15 protein-coding genes and 1 tRNA gene are annotated in these 18,060 nt (G+C 55.9%); 12 read left to right on the forward strand and 4 right to left on the reverse strand.

The features are described 5' to 3' along the window. Window positions 1-9: 9 nt before the first annotated feature. Entirely contained in the window at window positions 10-1,362 is a 1,353-nt protein-coding gene (dcuC, locus tag AB5Y90_RS09230; protein ID WP_005336914.1) for an anaerobic C4-dicarboxylate transporter DcuC, read from the reverse strand. A gap of 195 nt (window positions 1,363-1,557) precedes the next feature. Between dcuC and AB5Y90_RS09235 the strand changes: the two genes are divergently transcribed. Next, window positions 1,558-2,082, forward strand: a complete 525-nt coding sequence (locus AB5Y90_RS09235) for a hypothetical protein (protein WP_234917168.1) — start codon at window positions 1,558-1,560, stop codon at window positions 2,080-2,082. 125 nt (window positions 2,083-2,207) lie between these two features. Further along, window positions 2,208-2,804 carry a DUF922 domain-containing protein gene (locus AB5Y90_RS09240; RefSeq protein ID WP_307894984.1) on the forward strand — a complete coding sequence of 199 codons (597 nt, stop codon included), beginning with the start codon at window positions 2,208-2,210 and terminating at the stop codon, window positions 2,802-2,804. A gap of 95 nt (window positions 2,805-2,899) precedes the next feature. Here the strand turns inward: AB5Y90_RS09240 and mnmC are convergent, their stop codons facing one another. Continuing rightward, on the reverse strand, window positions 2,900-4,918 hold the full coding sequence (gene mnmC / locus AB5Y90_RS09245) for a bifunctional tRNA (5-methylaminomethyl-2-thiouridine)(34)-methyltransferase MnmD/FAD-dependent 5-carboxymethylaminomethyl-2-thiouridine(34) oxidoreductase MnmC (RefSeq protein ID WP_201941623.1): 2,019 nt from the start codon (window positions 4,916-4,918) through the stop codon (window positions 2,900-2,902). A 19-nt stretch (window positions 4,919-4,937) separates the two neighbouring features. On the opposite strand from mnmC, the gene AB5Y90_RS09250 reads away from it, so the two are divergent. The 7 genes from AB5Y90_RS09250 (at window position 4,938) to fabB (ending at window position 12,802) form a co-directional block, all read left to right on the forward strand. After that, window positions 4,938-6,368 carry a tyrosine-type recombinase/integrase gene (locus AB5Y90_RS09250; RefSeq protein ID WP_368166832.1) on the forward strand — a complete coding sequence of 477 codons (1,431 nt, stop codon included), beginning with the start codon at window positions 4,938-4,940 and terminating at the stop codon, window positions 6,366-6,368. Between the two features lie 309 nt (window positions 6,369-6,677). Continuing rightward, entirely contained in the window at window positions 6,678-7,244 is a 567-nt protein-coding gene (locus AB5Y90_RS09255; RefSeq protein WP_368166833.1) for a recombinase family protein, read from the forward strand. Between the two features lie 1,344 nt (window positions 7,245-8,588). After that, window positions 8,589-9,188 carry a Bro-N domain-containing protein gene (locus AB5Y90_RS09260; RefSeq protein ID WP_368166834.1) on the forward strand — a complete coding sequence of 200 codons (600 nt, stop codon included), beginning with the start codon at window positions 8,589-8,591 and terminating at the stop codon, window positions 9,186-9,188. 134 nt (window positions 9,189-9,322) lie between these two features. Continuing rightward, a complete protein-coding gene (locus AB5Y90_RS09265) occupies window positions 9,323-9,754 on the forward strand; it encodes a hypothetical protein (RefSeq protein ID WP_368166835.1) in 432 nt (143 codons plus the stop codon). Next, window positions 9,751-10,194, forward strand: a complete 444-nt coding sequence (locus tag AB5Y90_RS09270; RefSeq protein WP_368166836.1) for a hypothetical protein — start codon at window positions 9,751-9,753, stop codon at window positions 10,192-10,194. Before AB5Y90_RS09265 ends, AB5Y90_RS09270 begins: the two co-directional genes overlap by 4 nt. A gap of 72 nt (window positions 10,195-10,266) precedes the next feature. Next, window positions 10,267-11,349: a hypothetical protein gene (locus tag AB5Y90_RS09275; RefSeq protein ID WP_368166837.1), complete on the forward strand. Its 1,083-nt coding sequence runs from the start codon at window positions 10,267-10,269 to the stop codon at window positions 11,347-11,349. A 241-nt stretch (window positions 11,350-11,590) separates the two neighbouring features. Next, window positions 11,591-12,802, forward strand: a complete 1,212-nt coding sequence (fabB, locus tag AB5Y90_RS09280) for a beta-ketoacyl-ACP synthase I (RefSeq protein ID WP_201941621.1) — start codon at window positions 11,591-11,593, stop codon at window positions 12,800-12,802. A 319-nt stretch (window positions 12,803-13,121) separates the two neighbouring features. Here the strand turns inward: fabB and AB5Y90_RS09285 are convergent, their stop codons facing one another. Then, window positions 13,122-14,807: an aspartate:alanine antiporter gene (locus tag AB5Y90_RS09285; protein ID WP_128815308.1), complete on the reverse strand. Its 1,686-nt coding sequence runs from the start codon at window positions 14,805-14,807 to the stop codon at window positions 13,122-13,124. 137 nt (window positions 14,808-14,944) lie between these two features. Between AB5Y90_RS09285 and AB5Y90_RS09290 the strand changes: the two genes are divergently transcribed. Beyond that, on the forward strand, window positions 14,945-15,109 hold the full coding sequence (locus AB5Y90_RS09290; protein ID WP_162519568.1) for a hypothetical protein: 165 nt from the start codon (window positions 14,945-14,947) through the stop codon (window positions 15,107-15,109). A 471-nt stretch (window positions 15,110-15,580) separates the two neighbouring features. Here the strand turns inward: AB5Y90_RS09290 and AB5Y90_RS09295 are convergent. Then, window positions 15,581-15,656, reverse strand: a tRNA-Asn gene (locus AB5Y90_RS09295). A gap of 133 nt (window positions 15,657-15,789) precedes the next feature. On the opposite strand from AB5Y90_RS09295, the gene uvrB reads away from it, so the two are divergent. After that, window positions 15,790-17,802, forward strand: coding sequence for an excinuclease ABC subunit UvrB (uvrB, locus tag AB5Y90_RS09300; RefSeq protein ID WP_307894983.1), 2,013 nt, complete (start codon window positions 15,790-15,792; stop codon window positions 17,800-17,802). Next, window positions 17,799-18,056, forward strand: coding sequence for a YkvA family protein (locus AB5Y90_RS09305; protein ID WP_307894982.1), 258 nt, complete (start codon window positions 17,799-17,801; stop codon window positions 18,054-18,056). The genes uvrB and AB5Y90_RS09305 overlap by 4 nt, the downstream gene beginning before the upstream one ends. The last annotated feature ends 4 nt before the right edge of the window (window positions 18,057-18,060 follow it).

Below are 18,060 nucleotides of genomic sequence, written 5' to 3' on the forward strand. Positions count from 1 at the left end.
GGTCAATGATCAGGCGGGTACCATGATCTGGGTGGCGACGATCACCACCAGCAGGCCGACGGCGACCGGCATACTGGTGCGCTTGACCACCTCGAACGGCGAGAGCTTGCCCATCCCGGCACAGGCGACCACCACCCCGGAGACTGGAGAAATGGTGCGACCCAGGTTGGAGGCTTGCAGCATGGGAATCACCAGATAGGCCGGGTTGATGCCAAGGCTGCTGGCCAGGTTGGGGATCAGCTCCACGAAAGCGTAGAAGGGGGCATTGCCCGAGCCGGTGGTGAAGGCGGCCAGGGTGGTGATCACCACCAGTGACAGCATCATGATCAGGCCGCCCGAACCGAGATCCTGCGCGTGAGCCAGCAGGGTGTCGATAAAGCCGATGGTCATCAGACCCTGGGCGAAGACGCCGGCACCGACCAGCAGCATGACCACACCGGCAAAGGCGTCAGCCATGTTGCGCCAGCAGACCTGCAGACCGTCCAGCAGCTCCTTGCCATTGCGGATACGCACGAGTTCCAGCAGGCTGGCCAGCACCATGCACATGACGATGATGGTGACGATATCCAGCTGCGGACCCCATTTGCCGTCAAACACCAGCACCCCGATGATGGGGGTAAAGGGCAGGATGGCGTAAAAGGCAGGCGCAGTCGTCACCAGATCACCCGGGGCGACCGGCTCGTTGTGCTCACCGGATTTCTGGTCAAGGTAGCGCTGCCAGAAGAAGTGGGTCACCGCCATGCAGGCGATCGCCACCAGCGAGATGGGCAGGGTCAGCTTGAAGGCAAAATCCAGCAGCGGCATGTTGGCGGCCTGGGCGGCCATCACCACGTCACCGGAGGTGGGTGCCAGAATGATGGCGGCTGGCGAGGCGCACACGGCCGCAGCCGCGCCACGGGAGATCCCCATGTTGACCATCAGCGGGAACAGGGTTGCCATCAACAGCACGCCGAGGCCGGTAGCGGAGCTGACCGCCAGCGACATGGCGCAGGCCACCAGATAGGCAGCCACCAGCAAGATATAAGGGGACTTGATGATGCCGAGCGGTTTGCTGGCCAGCTTGACCAGAATGGTGTTGGCACCGATATGGCTCATGTAGCCGGCAAAGCCGCACAGCACCATGATCAGCATCCCCAGTCCACCGCCACGGTCATTGAGCAGGAAGCGGACGTATTCGAAGATATCGGTTGCGATATAACCGGTGCTGACCACCTTGCTCGGCAGTACCGGCTTGCCCATCATGGCGGTGATGACCAGCAGCAGCAAGCCGCCGCTCAGCAGCACCCCGGTCGCGGAGTATCCTTTGAAAATGGCACGGCCCACCACCAGGGTGACTAGGGTGCCAACGATGAGTTCCAGCATATGTTGCCTTCTGATTGGATGAGAGTGGAGGGAGTCTATTCCGATAGGGGTAGAGTGGCGACTGGAAACAGGATGTTGTGTGAGCTAAATCAACGTTTAACCCCATGAACAGAATTAAAGAAAGGTAAAGGTACTTTACCCAGCGGGTTTGGCTACCTACCCTTGCCAGCCTTGGTTGTCTTTTGAGGCTTTTATGTGGTGGTTGGTGATTTTTCAGGCATTAAACGCTCTCTTTTCCTGCTTGCGATGCTATTTTCACCTACTTGCGTGTTTGCAGTAACCAATGACGGTTTTCATCAAACCGGTCCTCATCAGGCGGTCGCTATGCGGCGTCTCATGGCTCCTCACTCTTACGGCGTACTGGTGGTTGCCGAGGGGAACAGACCCCGTTTTGCCGCGCTGACATCCAAAACCACCGAAGCAAACTGCCTGGCTCGTCATGCCATCCGGGTAGATGGGGTTGCGCTGCTGGTCACCCCGAGATTCTATGCCAGAGAGGGAAAACGGGGACTTTGCGAGCTGTGGCTCAATGAGGGGGCAGATCAGGACTTTTTTGCCAACCGTCTTAAAAATGATCATTTTATTCAGATAGATGGTCATGACATCAATGTGAAAAAAACTATCACCTCGACTGGCAGCGCATCAGCCGTCATGCTCAATAAAAATACAGTTTTGCCCTTGTGCCATACTCTGCTCACGCAACCTGTGAGCGTGCTCTGATTTCTGGGCGCATCATTGTATTGCGCCGCCTCGTCGTCACACATAGGCTATACCCGTCATCTGTGTGGCGGTGGGGTTCACCAAGGTTGGTACTCCGCCCGTGCAATCAAGGAAGGTAGTCTGGCATGGTCAGCAAGGTTTATGGAGTAGTGGGGGTCGGGTTGTTGCTGTTCCCCCTGATGAGTCAGGCTCAGCCGAGCCGGCCGCAAGTGGTGCCAGAGTCCCGCATCAATGTCCGTTTTTATGAGGTCAATGCAACCAGTCCGGAGCAGCTTGCCCGGGCGATTGCCCAGAGTGCTCCCAAGGTGAATGGCAAGCCCGTACTCGGCAAGGCGAGTTATCAGGTGGACTGGCAGCTGGATACCGAGCAGTTGCCGGGGCGCTGCCAGCTCAACCGGGTGACGGTGACCACCAACGCTACCGTGTTGCTGCCCCGCTGGCGTCAGAGCGCGAACAGTAACGATCCTGCCCGTCAGCGCTGGGGGCGGCTGCTCTCCAGCATGTTTGACTACGAATCCCGCTTCAAGGAGATGGTGCTGCAAGGGGCCAATCAGGTGGGCGGTGCGATTGCGGGATTAGCCGGTCATGCAGATTGCCAGGCGCTGCGCTATGCCGCGTGGGCAGCGGGCAGTGGCGAGCTGAACAAGATCAAGGGACGGCTCGACGGATTCCAGCGTCAGACAGGTTACGGCGAACAACTCGGGGTGCACTGGCCCAAATGAGCGCTATCTCAAGACGCAATATCCAGCATCGCACGATTTGATAAATAGAATGGCCGCCCGATGGGCGGCCATTCTATTTGTTTGCAGAGTCCGGTTTAGACCAGCGCTTTGCCCTTGAGCAGCTTGCGTACCCAATAACGGGCTGGGTGGAGCGCTTCCAGCAGATCGGCGGCCAGCGGCAGCGGATCGCCGCAGATCTCGCTGGCGAGCAGCTCACCACAGAGCGGCGCCGAGCAGAGGCCCCGCGAGCCGAGCGCCCCCAGCACATAGAGGCCGGGGTGAAGGGGGAGCGGCTGGGCGTTGTGCTGATCATGCTGCAGCTGCGCGTAGTGATCCGCCAGACCTTGCAATCTGGCCACTGGCCCCACCACCGGCAGGTGATCCCGACTGGCACAACGCACCCCCACGCGCGCCTCGTTGCCACTCACATCCACCTCGGCGGGCCAGGTTTGCTCCGGTAGGCAGGCTTGCAGCCGCACCTGATTCTGGATTTGCTCCTCGGCACGAAATTCAAGGCTGCTCTGGTTGCGGCCATAACTGGCGCCGATGCAGTGTTGATCGTTGTGCATCGGCGTGAGGTAGCCATCGTAGCAGAGCACTGTGCTGAGCTGACGCAAGCTGGCCGTGGTCGGCACATGGCTCACCTGACCGCGCACCGGATAGAGCGGCAGCTCGGCAAAGGGGAGCAATGCTGGCAATTGGTGACCGGCAGCGACCACCAGATTGGGGGCCTGCCAGTGGCGGCCATCCTGGCTCTCTAATTGCCAACCATCGGCCAGTTCAGTAATAGCGACTACCTCGGTGTTGAACACGACCTCCAGCAGGCCGCTGGCTTGTGCTTCTTTGATAGCTGCGCGGGTGAGATCGGCCGGACAGAGCCAGCCCCCCAGCGGGTAACTGACGCCGCTGTGGCCACAGGGCAGGCCGACTACCTGCTCTACCTCTGCTGTAGAGAGGGAATGCATCAGTTCGGACGGGAAGGGGCCCTGGCTCATTTTCGCCAACTTGGCTGCCGATTTGTCGTCATAACCGAGCTGTGTCACTCCGCACAATTCGAAAGCGATAGGATGGCGTTCGGCCAACGCCAGCAGCCGTTGGCGGGCATAGCCAAAGGCGAGGGAATAGAAGCGTGACAGGGCATCGTGCTCGCCGTTGAGCAGGGGATAGAGCGCGCCCTGGCGGTTGCCGGAGGCGCCGGTGGCCGGTTCGCTATCTGCACACAGCAACGTCACCTTGCGACCCCGCTCCACCAGAGAGAGCGCCGTCATGGCCGAGGCGATGCCGCCGCCGATGATCACCACCTCGCCAGTGCGTCCGGCAGGACGGGCATACCAGGGGGCGATGGTCTGCTGCGGCTGCTTGTCGGTGCGATCCCCCACCAGCATCTCCCGCTTGCTGCCGTGGCCCTTCACCTTCTTCATGGCAAAACCGGCGGCAATCAGGCCGCGGCGGACAAAACCGGCACAGGTAAAGGTGGCGATGGAGCAATCGGGACGGGCGAGGCGAGCGAGACCATCAAACAGCTCCTGTGTCCACATCTCCGGGTTCTTGGCCGGGGAGAAACCATCCAGATACCAGGCATCCACCAGCCCCTCTGCCCGGTGAGGCACCTGCGGCAGCATATCCTTGATGTCGCCAAACCAGAGATCGAGGCGAATGCGGCCACCCGCAAAATGCAGCCGATGGCAACCGGAGACCGGCAGCGGCCATTGGGCGACAAGATCCTGGCTCAAGTGGCCAAGTTCAGGCCAGGCGGCCAGCGCCTTGCGCAGATCGTCTTGGGTCAGGGGGTATTTCTCGAAACTGATGAAGTGCAGACGGGAGCCGTTACCGGATTGGGGCGCCTGTTCCAGGAAGGCTTGCATTGTCGCCAGAAAGTTAAGGCCTGTGCCGAAACCTGTTTCACCTATCACGAAACTGTCACTATCGTGGTGCGAAAATCGCGCAGGTAGCCGGTTTTGCTGCAAAAAGACGTAGCGGGTTTCACTTAGACCGTTATCATTGGAAAAGTACACATCCCCGAAGTCACTGGAGACAGGAGTTCCCGCTTCATTCCAGTCCAATCGGGCATGATGTAAGGATGTTTGACTCACGTTTTCCTCGGCTCGCGTCACAAAATCGCGGGCATTCTACGTGAAATCCAATCCTCAGCGAATAGCCATCGACGTTACCACCCGCCGTTCCTCTACCGGAAAGTCCTTCATCCGTATGCGATGCGGTTCAAAGTGGTCAGCATCACAGGCCATCCCCAGCGGTGAAGATGTAGAGCTGGTGCGTCAGTTCATCAATGAGAGAGTTAAACCCATCATGAAAGCCTATGCCGTCACAGTCTCCGATAAGTGGGACGCTCTGACCCTGCTGAATCGTCTTCTCTTGGCACGTGGTTACGGTGAAGACCGAGCCATTGCAGTTATCGCTGAATGCGAACAGAGAGCCCAGAGAGGCCCCCAGCGTCAGACCTCTAGGGACTGGCTGGACTTAATCACAGAGGTCGCCCCTGAGATTGAACCTGATGTAACTACCCCAGTTGAAACACCACGAGCAGTCAGAGACCCAAGCCCTGAGCAATTGCAGGTCGAACAAGGGCCAACACTGGGTCAGGTCTTTGAACGCTTCTTACAACTCCGACTCCCTGACTGGAAGACCAGCACCGCAGGGGCATACAAAACCACCCTAGCCAAGCTCAATGCCTTGGGCCTAGCGTCTCTACCCGTTGCTGACTTGAAGCGCTCCACGTTGGATACAACCCGACAGGGGATGATTAACGATGATGGGGGTATGAAAGCTGGGTCAGTGAACCTTGTGTTCAGACACCTATGCCAAGCACTCCGAGAGGTTGAGCAGGTCTATGGGGAAGACGAGGGGCTCGACTTCACGAAAGCCATTAAGCACCTGACCGGATTGAAGCCTCTTAAGGATGAATCCAAGGCGGTAGACCGAGCATGGCCCGCTGAGGCAATCACCGAGGTATCCGATAAGTTAGCCGACAAGATGAACTCTCCGCACCTCTCCGAGGCCAACAAGGTCAGACGCTCAGGGGCCTATTGGCAGCTCTGGCTGTCTCTCGCTACTGGTTGCCGGAAGGGTGAAGCCGAAGTCTTACGTAAAGGCGACATAGTGAGGGAAGGCTCATTGATGGGTATCCATATCAAGGGAACCAAATCAAAGGCATCTGACAGAATGCTCCCGCTTGTGGATGGTCTGAATGGTTTCAACCTGTCAGAGTTCGAGGCATACCTTGAGACCCTGCCCAGTGATGACACTCTGCTATGTGGTGGTGGGTCATTGGAGAACCTCAGCAAGACCGAGAGGGCAGCCTTCCAGATGAGTAATGGTGATGGCCTGACCATTCATGGATTACGTCACACAGCGGCTACCACCTTGGCGACTTTGGGTTTAGACCCCGTGCTTCTCTCTCAGTTCATGGGGCACGCCCAAGCGGTGGCAGGCTCAGAGGTGACGCAGCGTTACATCACGGGAGCCATTGAGGCGCGTAAGGGGGAATGGTTGAAGTTACATGAAGCGATAGAACCCTTGGTTAAAGCCTCTGAGAGGCCTGATTAGAAATTCACCACAAAAATCTGAGACCCCATGTAATGGTAAACAGAAGCGGCAATACCCCCGTATACCCTTCAAGTTCATACAGTTAGGCGCGTCTCTGTGTGAAATCAGCAGGGTCTACACCTTGCCAGCCTTAGGGATTTCACGTAGCTGTGCGAACCATTCTCATTTAGGTGGTGTCATCAAACAACCGTTAGGTGATACCAGAGGGTAGGGTCATTTGTTGGTGTCATCAAAATAGGCGTTGACCATAGTTGCTACCGGCGATTATGATGATACCACTTTATGCCACCACCGAGAGATTGAAGCATCATGTCCCGCACCTTCGCTTACTGCCGAGTGTCTACCGTTGAGCAGGCCACCGAGAACCAAGTCCTTGAGATTGCCAAGCGGGGATACACTGTAGAGCCGCACAGGGTCGTCACTGAGACCATATCGGGGTCAACCCAAGCCAGTACACGTCCTGAGTTCAGGAAGCTGCTAGAGCGTATGGAAAGCGGTGATACCTTGGTTGTCTTGAAGTTGGACAGATTGGGTAGGGATAACATTGATGTGCAGACCACTATCACCAGCCTGACCGAGAGAGGAATCAAAGTGGTGTCCCTTGATTTACCAGTGTCAGACCTAACGTCACCAGAGGGTAAGCTCATGTTGCAACTCATGGGGGCATTCGCTGAGTTTGAACGTAACCGCATCAGGGAGCGTACACAGGAGGGGCTACAACGAGCTAAGGCAGAGGGTAAGGCGCTGGGTAGACCCGTTGCTGTAGACACCACTGAGGCCGTTCAGAGAGCCAAAGGGGAAGGGTTGAGTCAGAGCAAGGTAGCGGACAAGCTGGGAATCTCACTGGCTACCGTTAAGAGACATTGGAACAAGTAGATTTGCATCACGTTCAGTGAAAAGGGAGGCCATGTGTCTCCCTATCTGTATGCTGCAATAGCCACCTAATACCTACTTTTTGTCGTGCCCATACTTTATATGGTTATAGATATGAACAGCATAAACGAACCCGCAAAAAATGGCCGATATACCACCAATGACCTCTAAGGGGTTATATCTGGTCGCTGTCCAAATGTAACTAAAGATACTAACCAATACAGTTCCTAATAATGCAGTTACAATCAAAGCGCCGCAGAATCGAGCAAACATATAACGTAATCCTCTAGTTGTTTAAGTAATCAGTATGGGAGTCATTCTACCCACTCAATGGCCTTACGTTAAGCTCTTGGCTGTGCTCTCCATCAAGGTTTTAGCCCATTGTGATTAAACCCTGACTATAGGGAGAGAGACCTCTCACCATCACATTTATTTTCATCCACTAATCATCATCTGAACCCAGTGAGCCATCATGTCGTTAGAACCTATCGACCTCTCATTGCTCAATCTCTGGGTTAACACTGTGCACGTCTGAAAGGATGCCCTTGGCGGGGTCTCTGGGGATGACTATTAGCTACTCTCTATAGGTAGCACTCGGCTAGGCAGAATGATTCACCATTAACGTACTCTTTGGGCCTCAGGCACCCATCATAGAGGAATTGACAATGGCTAGGGTCATTACCTTGGCAAGTAGGAGACTACGATTATGGAGACCATTGGCTACGATTACAGGCCAGTCCTTGATAAAACATTAAGATGAACTTTGAGATATTACATCATGTTTCCTATAGTGTGAGCATTGAGACAATACTCAGTGTGAAGACCATAGGGATTGATGATGACCATTCTCATTGTTAAGGATGGATATTGTAATAATAAATATCACCCTAGCTCAGTGTTAGACGTTAATGATGGTCATTAAGATAAGGCCTAGTGACCATCTCAGGGTCTAGCCTAGTGGGCTGGTCTCAGTGTCTGCCTCAATGGTCTCCATTAAGTGACCATCTCAAGGTCTAGCTTAATGGTCTAGCCTAGAGTTCCGCCTCAGTATGGGAACCTACTGGGGTGGATCATGCTAAGAAAGCCCTGATTTAGAGTGACCTCGATTAAACCCTGACTATAGGAGGGAAGGAGCATCACCTTGGTGGATTATTGTTGTGTACCCGCCCTCGATTCTACCCAGTGTCTCATCGCCGAGACCATCAATCCAGTATATCTAATCCAGCCGCTTATTGTCGGTGCCTTCTTGTCTTGCCTGTCCGGTTAACCGTTGGTTGTTTCGGTGCTGGAGGCTGAGACAGGAGGCGACCTGACAAGAGGGCATCTACAATAGGAGAAAAGACAATCATGAATATCACCACCGCTAATAACCCAATATCCGAAGTGTTTCACTTTGACGGATACAAGCAGATTAGAACCATGTACCGACCCGAGGATGACGCTGTGTTGTTCTGTGGGAAGGACGTTGCTGAGGCTCTGGGGTATAAGAACACACGGGACGCACTGCTCAAACACTGTAGACGCCAAGTTACCTTAGACCTACGACAATCAGACAATACCGTCGCGATTTGCGCAGGTAATCCAAATGCAGTATTCATCCCTGAATCTGACGTTTACCGCCTAATCATGAAGTCACGCCTCAAGACTGCCGAGAAGTTCGAGGAATGGGTCTGCGAGGAGGTTCTACCATCAATCAGACGCTCTGGCATGTACTCCAAGGCTGTCGCTGAATCCAACCTCAAGCCTGAATTACAAAATGCGCTGGCTGTTCACATCGAAGGGCAGACCAGAAGAATGCTTGATGAGCTTGACCGAATGGACTACTTCGGTACTGCTTCTGATGCAGCGAAAAAGACTATCCGAGAAGTGGTCGCCAAGCGTTTCAATGTGCCTGAGAGTTTGATTACCGAATTGCAACGCAAGGGGCTTGCTGGGATGGTCAAGTAAATCTAAATCGCCCTTCCCCGAGTTTAATTAGCTATATCTTCAGCCCGTTGAATCTAAATATCCAAATCCAATAGCCCCATAAGGCCGCCCATTAAATTGGGAGGGCAGGGGCATATCTACGAATCACCAGTAGCGTGAGCTACGCCCACATCACCACCAACAACAACCACTATTCAAAAATTAAGGAGAATCTTTATATGACCAATATGAACACTGCCCCAGTGGCCACCTTATTGAAAAACCCAATGCCTTCCCGAGAGAAGCCTAAATTTATTCATACAGTCCGCCTTATTCGCAAGCAGCAAGATGTTTTAGAGGAGCGGGGCGACCCTATTTCCCTGAGTGTCTTCGATAAACTTGAGTGCATTATGAATGGTGCCAGAGGCATTCGCTTTACAGCTCAGGAGCGTGGTCGGCAGGAGCAGGCATTCATTATCGCAAAGCATCGTCTGGCAGCCGAAGACGCTGAATATAACTGGGAACGTTTCGAGAGCTGTGTCCATCTGACACGTAGCTATCAGAATGCAAGCGAAGCAAATGAAGCTGGTAAGGAGGTTATGGCATGAGTGTTACCAATATTTATGACATTGAAATCAACGCTGATAACAACACTGCTGTTTTCCTTGGTCAAACGGTCACTCTTGATTACCTTGCTCATTTCATCCTGCCATCACTCATAGGGCATAGCTGGTCTGTTTCCGCTCTGGTCGCCTCTATGGAACGGGCTGGGGTTCCCTCTCGTTATCCGGTATGGCGACACCCGAAGATTCAACGTTTCCTCATTGAGCGCCTAGAGGCCCAGCAGAAGGCTGAGCAAGAAGCCCGAGAGCATGAAGAACGCCGCCGCGCTATGTTCCCGACCCCCGAGGAAATCAAAGAAGACCAGCGCAAGCGAGCGGAACGCAAGGCCCAAGCTGAGAAGGTAGCCGCAGAGATTCGCCAGCAGCGAGCCTCATCTGGTCGCCGTAGGGATATCCCCGAAGGTTTGAACATTCTGGCCCTGTAATCGGGGCCATTTCACCACAGCTAGGTTACTGGCACAGGAGCAATTACCACCAAAACACAGGAGGAACCTTTTATGCAAACCGCAATGAACACCACCAAGAATGACATCGCCGCCACCAACATCCAAATCATCGACCGTGGTAGCGAACCATGTTTCTCAGGCATCGTGTCTCATACCAACCCCGAGAATGGCCAAACTCATAACATGGAAGTGACCAACGCAGGCCCATCGACCAGTTATATCTCGATGCTGGCATCCCGTATCGATCGCATCATGAACAGTGTTGAGTACAAAGAGTGCATGGGTATGGAAGGTGAGGGGCTCTTTGCTTTCCACCGCGATACTGACGCCCCGACACCCATCATTGTCCCGAGCCTGACGAACCGCTCTGTGACCGTGAACATGAAAGACCCCTACAGCAACAACACCATGCCAAGCAAGCTGACCATCCTTCAAGGGGAGAGCATCGTGTCCAAGCCCGCTGCTGATGCCCTGCTGTTGTCCTTCGCGCTGGAGCGTGGTGATTCTGAGGTTGATGGCACACTGACCGAGCTGACACTTCATCAGGAGTTTATGCGCTTGGTTGAGTCTTTGAACTTCGAGACAACTAACGCCATTGTGAAAGCTGTCAAAGAGTCCCCGAAGAAAGCCGCCCTGATGGTATCTGAGACCGTCACACTGAATGGTGGTGCAGGTGTTAACCCCAAGGTTGAAGCCGCTGAGGACGCACTAGACAAAGCGACAAAGGCTCTGGACATCATGGGTCAGTCTATCGAGGACTTTTCCGTATTGATGACCCCTGCACTGCACAAGGCGTTTGCCCGAGTGGCTCGCCGTACTGGTGTCAGCAGTGTGAATCACTTTGTTGGTACTGAGGTCACCCTCTACAACGACCCTGACGGCCTTGAGTTCGGCCTTATCGTTGCCCCAAAGCGGGCTATCTGCATCTCTTTTCGTGAGCGTGAGGATGGCGAGGTGTTCAAGTGCATGGTCACTCGCAAGCCTGATACACAGAGCACAGCTTTGGAGATTGTGGCGGTAGCTGACCTTTTGATGGAAGGTTTCACCAAGGCCAAGCGTGAGGATGGCTCCATTGTTGAGGTGGCATTGCCGCTGATTCGGGAGTTCACCTTTACCGAGGGCACAGCACCTTAATCAGTCGTTGTCACGCTGTTGTCACTTGTCAGATGTAAATCAATCAAGGGTCGCCCTAGCGGGTGGCCTTTCTTTGCGATTTAACCCTGAATATGTGTTAACGCTGACACCAAGAAGTCACCATGATAAACTCACAGTTCAACCATAAAGGCACCATTTCTATGCTCTACGTGAAAGCAGACCAGTTTGGCAGCCGAAAGCGGGTAGACTTGGCGCCAGTTTTTCCAGACGAGATGAATTAATGAGAAGAGCAGTGATCACCGGTATCGGCGTCATCTCCAGTATCGGCAACAACAAGGAAGAAGTGCTGGCCTCCCTGAAAGCAGGTAAATCCGGCATCACCTATTCCGAGCAGTTCGAGCAGCACAACCTGCGCAGCCGTGTCTGGGGTAACATCAAACTCGATCCGTCTGAACTGATCGACCGTAAAGTCATGCGTTTCATGGGTGACGCTGCGGCCTACGCCTACCTCTCCATGCAGCAGGCCATTGAAGATGCCGGTCTGGCGGAAGATCAGGTCTCCAACGAGCGTACCGGCCTGGTGGTCGGTTCAGGTGGTGCCTCCGGCAAGAACACCTCGGAATCTGTGGATATCGCCCGCGAGAAAGGGGTCAAGCGTGTGGGTCCTTACATGGTGCCACGCACCATGTCTTCCACCACCTCTGCTTGCCTCGCGACCCCTTTCCAGATCAAGGGTGTCAACTACTCCATCAGCTCAGCTTGCGCCACCTCTGCTCATTGCATCGGTCACGCGCTTGAGCTGATCCAGCTTGGCAAACAGGATGTGGTCTTCGCCGGTGGCGGTGAAGAGCTGGACTGGTCCTCTACCATCCAGTTTGACGCCATGGGCGCGCTCTCCACCAAGTACAACGACACGCCGGAAAAAGCGTCCCGTACCTATGATGCGAACCGCGACGGTTTCGTTATCTCCGGTGGCGGCGGCATTCTGGTGATCGAAGAGCTGGAACATGCGCTGGCGCGTGGTGCTCACATTTATGCCGAGCTGACCGGTTACGGTGCTACTTCCGATGGCTATGACATGGTCGCGCCGAGCGGTGAAGGTGCGGTGCGTTGCATGAAGATGGCGATGCAAGGTGTTGGCAAGGTTGACTACATCAACACCCACGGCACCTCCACCCCGGTCGGTGATACCAAAGAGCTCGAAGCCATCCAGACTCTGTTTGGCGCCAACGGTCCCAAGATCTCTGCCACCAAGGCGATGACCGGTCATGCGCTGGGCGCTGCGGGCGTGCACGAGGCTGTCTACTCCCTGCTGATGATGGAACACGGCTTTATCGCCCCCAGCATCAACATCGTGACCCTGGACGAGAAAGCCGAAGGCCTGCCCATCGTGCGCGAGTACGAAGCGGCCGAACTCAATACCGTCATGTCCAACAGCTTCGGCTTTGGCGGTACCAACGCCTCTCTGGTGTTCAGCAAGTTCAAAGGCTGATATCCGGTTGATATGAAAAAAGCGCCTCAGGGCGCTTTTTTTGTTTCCGTGATCTGCCATCACTCATTGCAGAGCAGAGCAGAGCAGAGCAGAGCAGAGCAGAGCAGAGCAGAGCAGAGCAGAGCAGAGCAGAGCAGAGCAGAGCAGAGCAGAGCAGAGCAGAGCGTCAACCATTGTAGGGTAGGGGGCAGAGTTCAGCGCAGATGGTTGGTTTCAGGTGAGATCACACCAATGAGCCAGCTCCGCATCTTGGGAGAAAGGCAGATAGCAAGAAGGGAGCCTGAGGCTCCCTTCTTTGTTAGCGGTAACTTGATGGCTGCTAGAACCAGAAGCCGATGATAAAGGAGCCTGCCAGCGTCAGCATCACGTTTGCCACCGCATAGGTACCGGCATAACCGAGCGCCGGAATGGAGCTGTTGGCTGCCTCGTTGACCACATCCATCGCCGGGGCACAAGTACGGGCACCTGTGATAGCACCGAGCAGCAGCGCCGGGTTCATCTTGAGCACCCAGACCCCAAACAGATAGCCGACCAGCACCGGCAAGGTGGTCACCAGCATGCCGGAGAAGAGCACTACCGTACCCACCTCGCTGAGGTGGTCGAGGATGCCGCCACCGGCTTTCAGGCCCGTGCTCACCATAAAGACCGCCAGACCGAGATCCTTGGCCAATCTGAGCGCGCCGGGCGGCACATAGCCGACCGTCGGGTGGTTGGCCCGCAGATACCCCATCAGAATGCCCGCCAGCAGCAGGCCGACGGCGTTGCCGAGGCCAAACTCGATCTGACCGAACACCAGCGAAACGGAGCCGATCAGCAGGCCCAGCACGAAGAAGGTGGTGAAAGCCACCAGATCTGTGGTCTGGCTGTGGATGCTGATAAAGCCGATCTTGTTGGCCAGCAGTTTGACCCGCTGCTTCTCGCCGCTGATCTGCAGTACGTCGCCTTTTTGCAGCATGATGTTGCGATCGAACGGCATCTCGATCTGGGAGCGCACCACCCGGTTGAGGAAGCACCCCTTCTCGGTCAGGTTGAGCTCCACCAGATGGCGGCCTACCACGGAGTCATTCTTTACCACTATCTCTTCGGTGACGATCTGCAGGTCAAGCAGGTTGCGGTCGAACACCTCTTTACCGTTGCGGTAGTTGACGTCCAGCTTCTCGTGGCTCTCGGGATAACCCACCAGGGCGATCTCATCCCCTTCCTGAATGACGGCATCGCCATCAGGACTGGCCAGAATGCCGTTGCGGCGGATCCGCTCTACATAGCAACCGGTATGGGGGTAGATGCCGGTCTCGCGCAGGGTACGGCCACCGATCCAGGCTGCCAGTTCGGGGCCAACCCGATAGGCGCGGATGATGGGCAGGTAGGTCTTGCGACTGTCGCTGTCGGAGAGGCCCCGCTCACGGGCGATTTTTTGCGCCTCGGTATTGAGGTCTAGGCGAGCCAGTGAGGGGAGGTAGCGCACCACCAGCATCAGGCCCACCAGACCCACCAGATAGGTCAGGGCGTAGCCGATGCCCATGTTGTCGAGCACCGCCTGCATATCGGTTTGATGGGGCAAGTTAAGCAGACCGCTACGCAAGGCATCCTGGGCACCCACCAGCGCCGGGGTCGAGGTGAGGGAACCCGCCAGGATCCCCGCCGCCATGCCCGGCCCCAGATTGAAGAACTTGGCCAGCCCCACCGTCAGCAGCAGGGCGGTCAGCAAGATCACCAGGGTCAGGGTGATGTAGTGGATGCCGTCGCGCAGGAAGACGCTGAAGAAGTGAGGGCCCGCCTCGATCCCCACACAGAAGATGAACAGCATAAAGCCGACGTTTTCAGTGGTGGCCGCAAATTCGAAGCCCATCTGGCCGAACAGCAGGGCGGTAAACAGCACACCTATGGTGTTGCCAATCTGAAAGTTGCCAATTCGCACCTTGCCAAGCAGCAGGCCGAAGGCCAATACCACGAACAGCAGCAGGGAGTCGCTTTGATGTAGCAGTGTCACGAAATCTATGGTCATGCCCGGAAAAACCGAGGAAAAAAGTGGGGTCGATATTGTGCCGGATCTATCCCCAATAAAGAAGCGCAAGGGAGCGATTAATCGGACGTTATCGGACGCTATTTGTGGAGCCGGCGGCGTGATAGGGAGACAAGCGGATGAAATCTGGCTATTTTTGCTGTAACCGTCGTTGTCAATTAGTGAAATCTGCTGCCCGCGACCGAAGTGCTCTGGCGCAGGCCGATATTTTAGATTCTGCTGTCCGGCCGCTTGGCGGGGATCAGTTTCAGCAGATTCAACCGATGGCCACCATGGTTGGCTGAGGGGCAAATCAGCTTGATATTTACCCGTTCGCCCACGGGGCATGGGTTGGCAAAAAGATGCTTCTGAAAAGTGCCAATAGAGCCTGTCACTAGGTGGTTCCGGAGGGGGCAAAAAAACAGCATAAAATCAGGTTGGCCAGCAAAATGACTCTTCGCCGGGGGCCATCAAGGGCAATCCCGCGTCCTGACAGGGCTTGCTGCACTTACCCACAGAATCTGTGGATAACCCTGTTTATGAAACTTGTTCATCGCCCTGAAAGCCGCGCCAGCACTGGGATGCAAGGGCTGTTCAAAAAATACCGGAAGAAAAATGTTTGTATAAAAATCAAATAGTTAGATGCGACAGGAGAAAACTCTGTCGAGCAGGAACGGGTAACAAAAGGGATCGTCAGCAGCAAGAAGGATCTTGTGCATTAAAATTGGCAGGAGAGGGCACTAAAGTGGATAACTTGCACCGAGATGGTGAGGAATTGGCTCCCCCGACTGGACTTGAACCAGTGACATACGGATTAACAGTCCGCCGTTCTACCGACTGAACTACGGGGGAACATCAGGCAAGGAGGAGCATCATACAGAAGGTGTCCGAGGTGGTCAAGCCATTCGCGGGATGATGGCACGGGTGTACCGCTGCCAAACCCTCGGTTACACTGCTCCTCTGCTGTTTTGTGTCGGGAGTGTTCATGAGCAAATTGTTCAAGTTAGCCAGCCAGTTTCAACCCGCCGGGGATCAGCCCACGGCGATTGCCCAACTGCTGGATGGCATCGAGTCGGGGCTGGCCCACCAGACCCTGCTCGGGGTGACCGGTTCGGGCAAGACCTTCACCATGGCCAACGTCATCGCCACCCTGAACCGCCCGACCATGATCCTGGCTCCCAACAAGACCCTGGCCGCCCAGCTCTATGGTGAGATGAAGGAGTTCTTCCCCGACAACGCGGTGGAGTATTTCGTCTCCTACTACGACTATTACCAGCCCGAAGCCTATGTGCCGACCACCGACACCTTTATAGAGAAGGATGCCTCGATCAACGATCACATCGAGCAGATGCGATTGTCGGCCACCAAGGCGCTGCTGGAGCGGCGCGACGTGGTGATCGTTGCTTCGGTGTCGGCCATCTATGGTTTGGGGGATCCCCAGGCTTATCTGAGCATGATGTTGCACTTGAAAGTGGGGGATGTGATCAACCAGCGGGATATCCTGCGTCGCCTCGCCGAGCTGCAGTACACCCGCAACGACATGGCGTTTCAACGCGGCACCTTCCGGGTGCGCGGTGAAGTGATCGACATCTACCCCGCCGAATCGGACAAGCTGGCCCTGCGGGTAGAGCTGTTTGATGAAGAGGTGGAGCGCCTCTCCCAGTTCGACCCGCTGACCGGCGCTATCGAGCAGACGGTAGTGCGCTATACCATCTACCCCAAGACCCACTACGCCACCCCGCGCGAGACCATCCTGGGGGCTATCGAGCATATCAAGGAGGAGCTGCGCAGCCGCCGCGAGCAGCTGTTGTCCCTCAACAAGCTGGTGGAAGAGCAGCGCATCAGCCAGCGTACCCAGTTCGACATGGAGATGATGCAGGAGCTGGGTTACTGCTCCGGCATCGAGAACTACAGCCGCTACCTCTCCGGCCGTGCGCCGGGGGAGCCGCCGCCGACCCTGTTTGACTACCTGCCGGGGGACGGCCTGCTCATCATCGACGAGTCCCACGTCACGGTGCCGCAGATCGGCGCCATGTTCAAAGGGGACCGCTCCCGCAAGGAGACCCTGGTGGAGTACGGCTTCCGGCTCCCCTCGGCGCTGGACAACCGGCCGCTCAAGTTTGACGAATTTGAAGCGCTGATGCCGCAGACGGTGTTTGTTTCGGCGACTCCCGGTCCCTACGAGCTGGAGAAGTCCGGCGGCGATGTGGTGCAGCAGGTGGTGCGCCCAACCGGCCTGCTCGATCCGGAGATCGAGGTGCGTCCGGTGACCACGCAGGTGGACGATCTGCTCTCCGAGATCCGCAAGCGGGTCGCCGTCGAGGAGCGGGTGCTGGTCACGACCCTGACCAAGCGGATGGCGGAAGACTTGACCGAGTATCTGGCGGAGCACGACGTCAAGGTGCGCTACCTCCACTCCGATATCGACACGGTCGAGCGGGTGGAGATCATTCGCGATCTGCGCCTCGGCAAGTTCGATGTGCTGGTGGGCATCAACCTGCTGCGGGAAGGTCTCGACATGCCGGAAGTGTCGCTGGTGGCAATTCTCGATGCAGATAAAGAGGGCTTCCTGCGCTCCACTCGCTCGATGATCCAGACCATCGGCCGGGCGGCGCGTAACCTCAACGGCAAGGTCATTCTCTACGGCGATACCATCACCAACTCGATGAAGGTAGCCATTGAGGAGACCGAGCGGCGCCGCGCCTTGCAGCATGCCCATAACCTCAAGCATGGGATCACCCCCAAAGGGCTCAACAAATCCATTGGCGATGTGATGGATATGGGGGGCAGCCGCACGGCTGGCAAACCAGGCAAGGGGATGCGCAAGGCAGCCGAGCCGCAAGGGGAGTACCATGTCCGATCAGCCAGCGAGATTGCCAAAGAGATCAAGCGGATGGAGGAACAGATGTTCCAGCATGCCCGGGATCTGGAGTTCGAACAGGCGGCGGCACTGCGGGATCAGATCCAGCGGCTGCGCAGCGAGTTGATCGAATCATGAGCCGCAAACGCTGGCTGATTTGGCAACGACTGCGTCGTCTCTATCAGGGCTTTCGCCATCCCGGTACCCCCTGGTGGGCGAGGGGGCTGGTGATCCTTATCCTGCTCTATGGCATCAGTCCGGTGGATCTTATCCCCGACGTGGTGCCCTTGCTGGGTTGGTTCGATGATGTGACCCTGCTGCTGGTGTTGCTATGGGACTGGGAGCGTTGTTTGCCCCCCGCAGTGCGCAGCGATCTGGAACAGGCCTCCTAGTTCA

The sequence above is a fragment of the Aeromonas sp. R4-1 genome (assembly GCF_040908325.1).
Taxonomy (GTDB): Bacteria; Pseudomonadota; Gammaproteobacteria; order Enterobacterales; family Aeromonadaceae; genus Aeromonas; species Aeromonas veronii.

What these genes read in the sequence shown, in the direction of transcription:
- dcuC (WP_005336914.1), bottom strand. Translation starts at nt 1,362, where the DNA reads ATGCTGGAACTCATCGTTGGCACCCTAGTCACCCTGGTGGTGGGCCGT.
- AB5Y90_RS09240 (WP_307894984.1), top strand. Translation starts at nt 2,208, where the DNA reads ATGGTCAGCAAGGTTTATGGAGTAGTGGGGGTCGGGTTGTTGCTGTTC.
- AB5Y90_RS09255 (WP_368166833.1), top strand. Translation starts at nt 6,678, where the DNA reads ATGTCCCGCACCTTCGCTTACTGCCGAGTGTCTACCGTTGAGCAGGCC.
- AB5Y90_RS09260 (WP_368166834.1), top strand. Translation starts at nt 8,589, where the DNA reads ATGAATATCACCACCGCTAATAACCCAATATCCGAAGTGTTTCACTTT.
- AB5Y90_RS09270 (WP_368166836.1), top strand. Translation starts at nt 9,751, where the DNA reads ATGAGTGTTACCAATATTTATGACATTGAAATCAACGCTGATAACAAC.
- AB5Y90_RS09275 (WP_368166837.1), top strand. Translation starts at nt 10,267, where the DNA reads ATGCAAACCGCAATGAACACCACCAAGAATGACATCGCCGCCACCAAC.
- fabB (WP_201941621.1), top strand. Translation starts at nt 11,591, where the DNA reads ATGAGAAGAGCAGTGATCACCGGTATCGGCGTCATCTCCAGTATCGGC.
- AB5Y90_RS09285 (WP_128815308.1), bottom strand. Translation starts at nt 14,807, where the DNA reads ATGACCATAGATTTCGTGACACTGCTACATCAAAGCGACTCCCTGCTG.
- AB5Y90_RS09290 (WP_162519568.1), top strand. Translation starts at nt 14,945, where the DNA reads ATGAAATCTGGCTATTTTTGCTGTAACCGTCGTTGTCAATTAGTGAAA.
- uvrB (WP_307894983.1), top strand. Translation starts at nt 15,790, where the DNA reads ATGAGCAAATTGTTCAAGTTAGCCAGCCAGTTTCAACCCGCCGGGGAT.
- AB5Y90_RS09305 (WP_307894982.1), top strand. Translation starts at nt 17,799, where the DNA reads ATGAGCCGCAAACGCTGGCTGATTTGGCAACGACTGCGTCGTCTCTAT.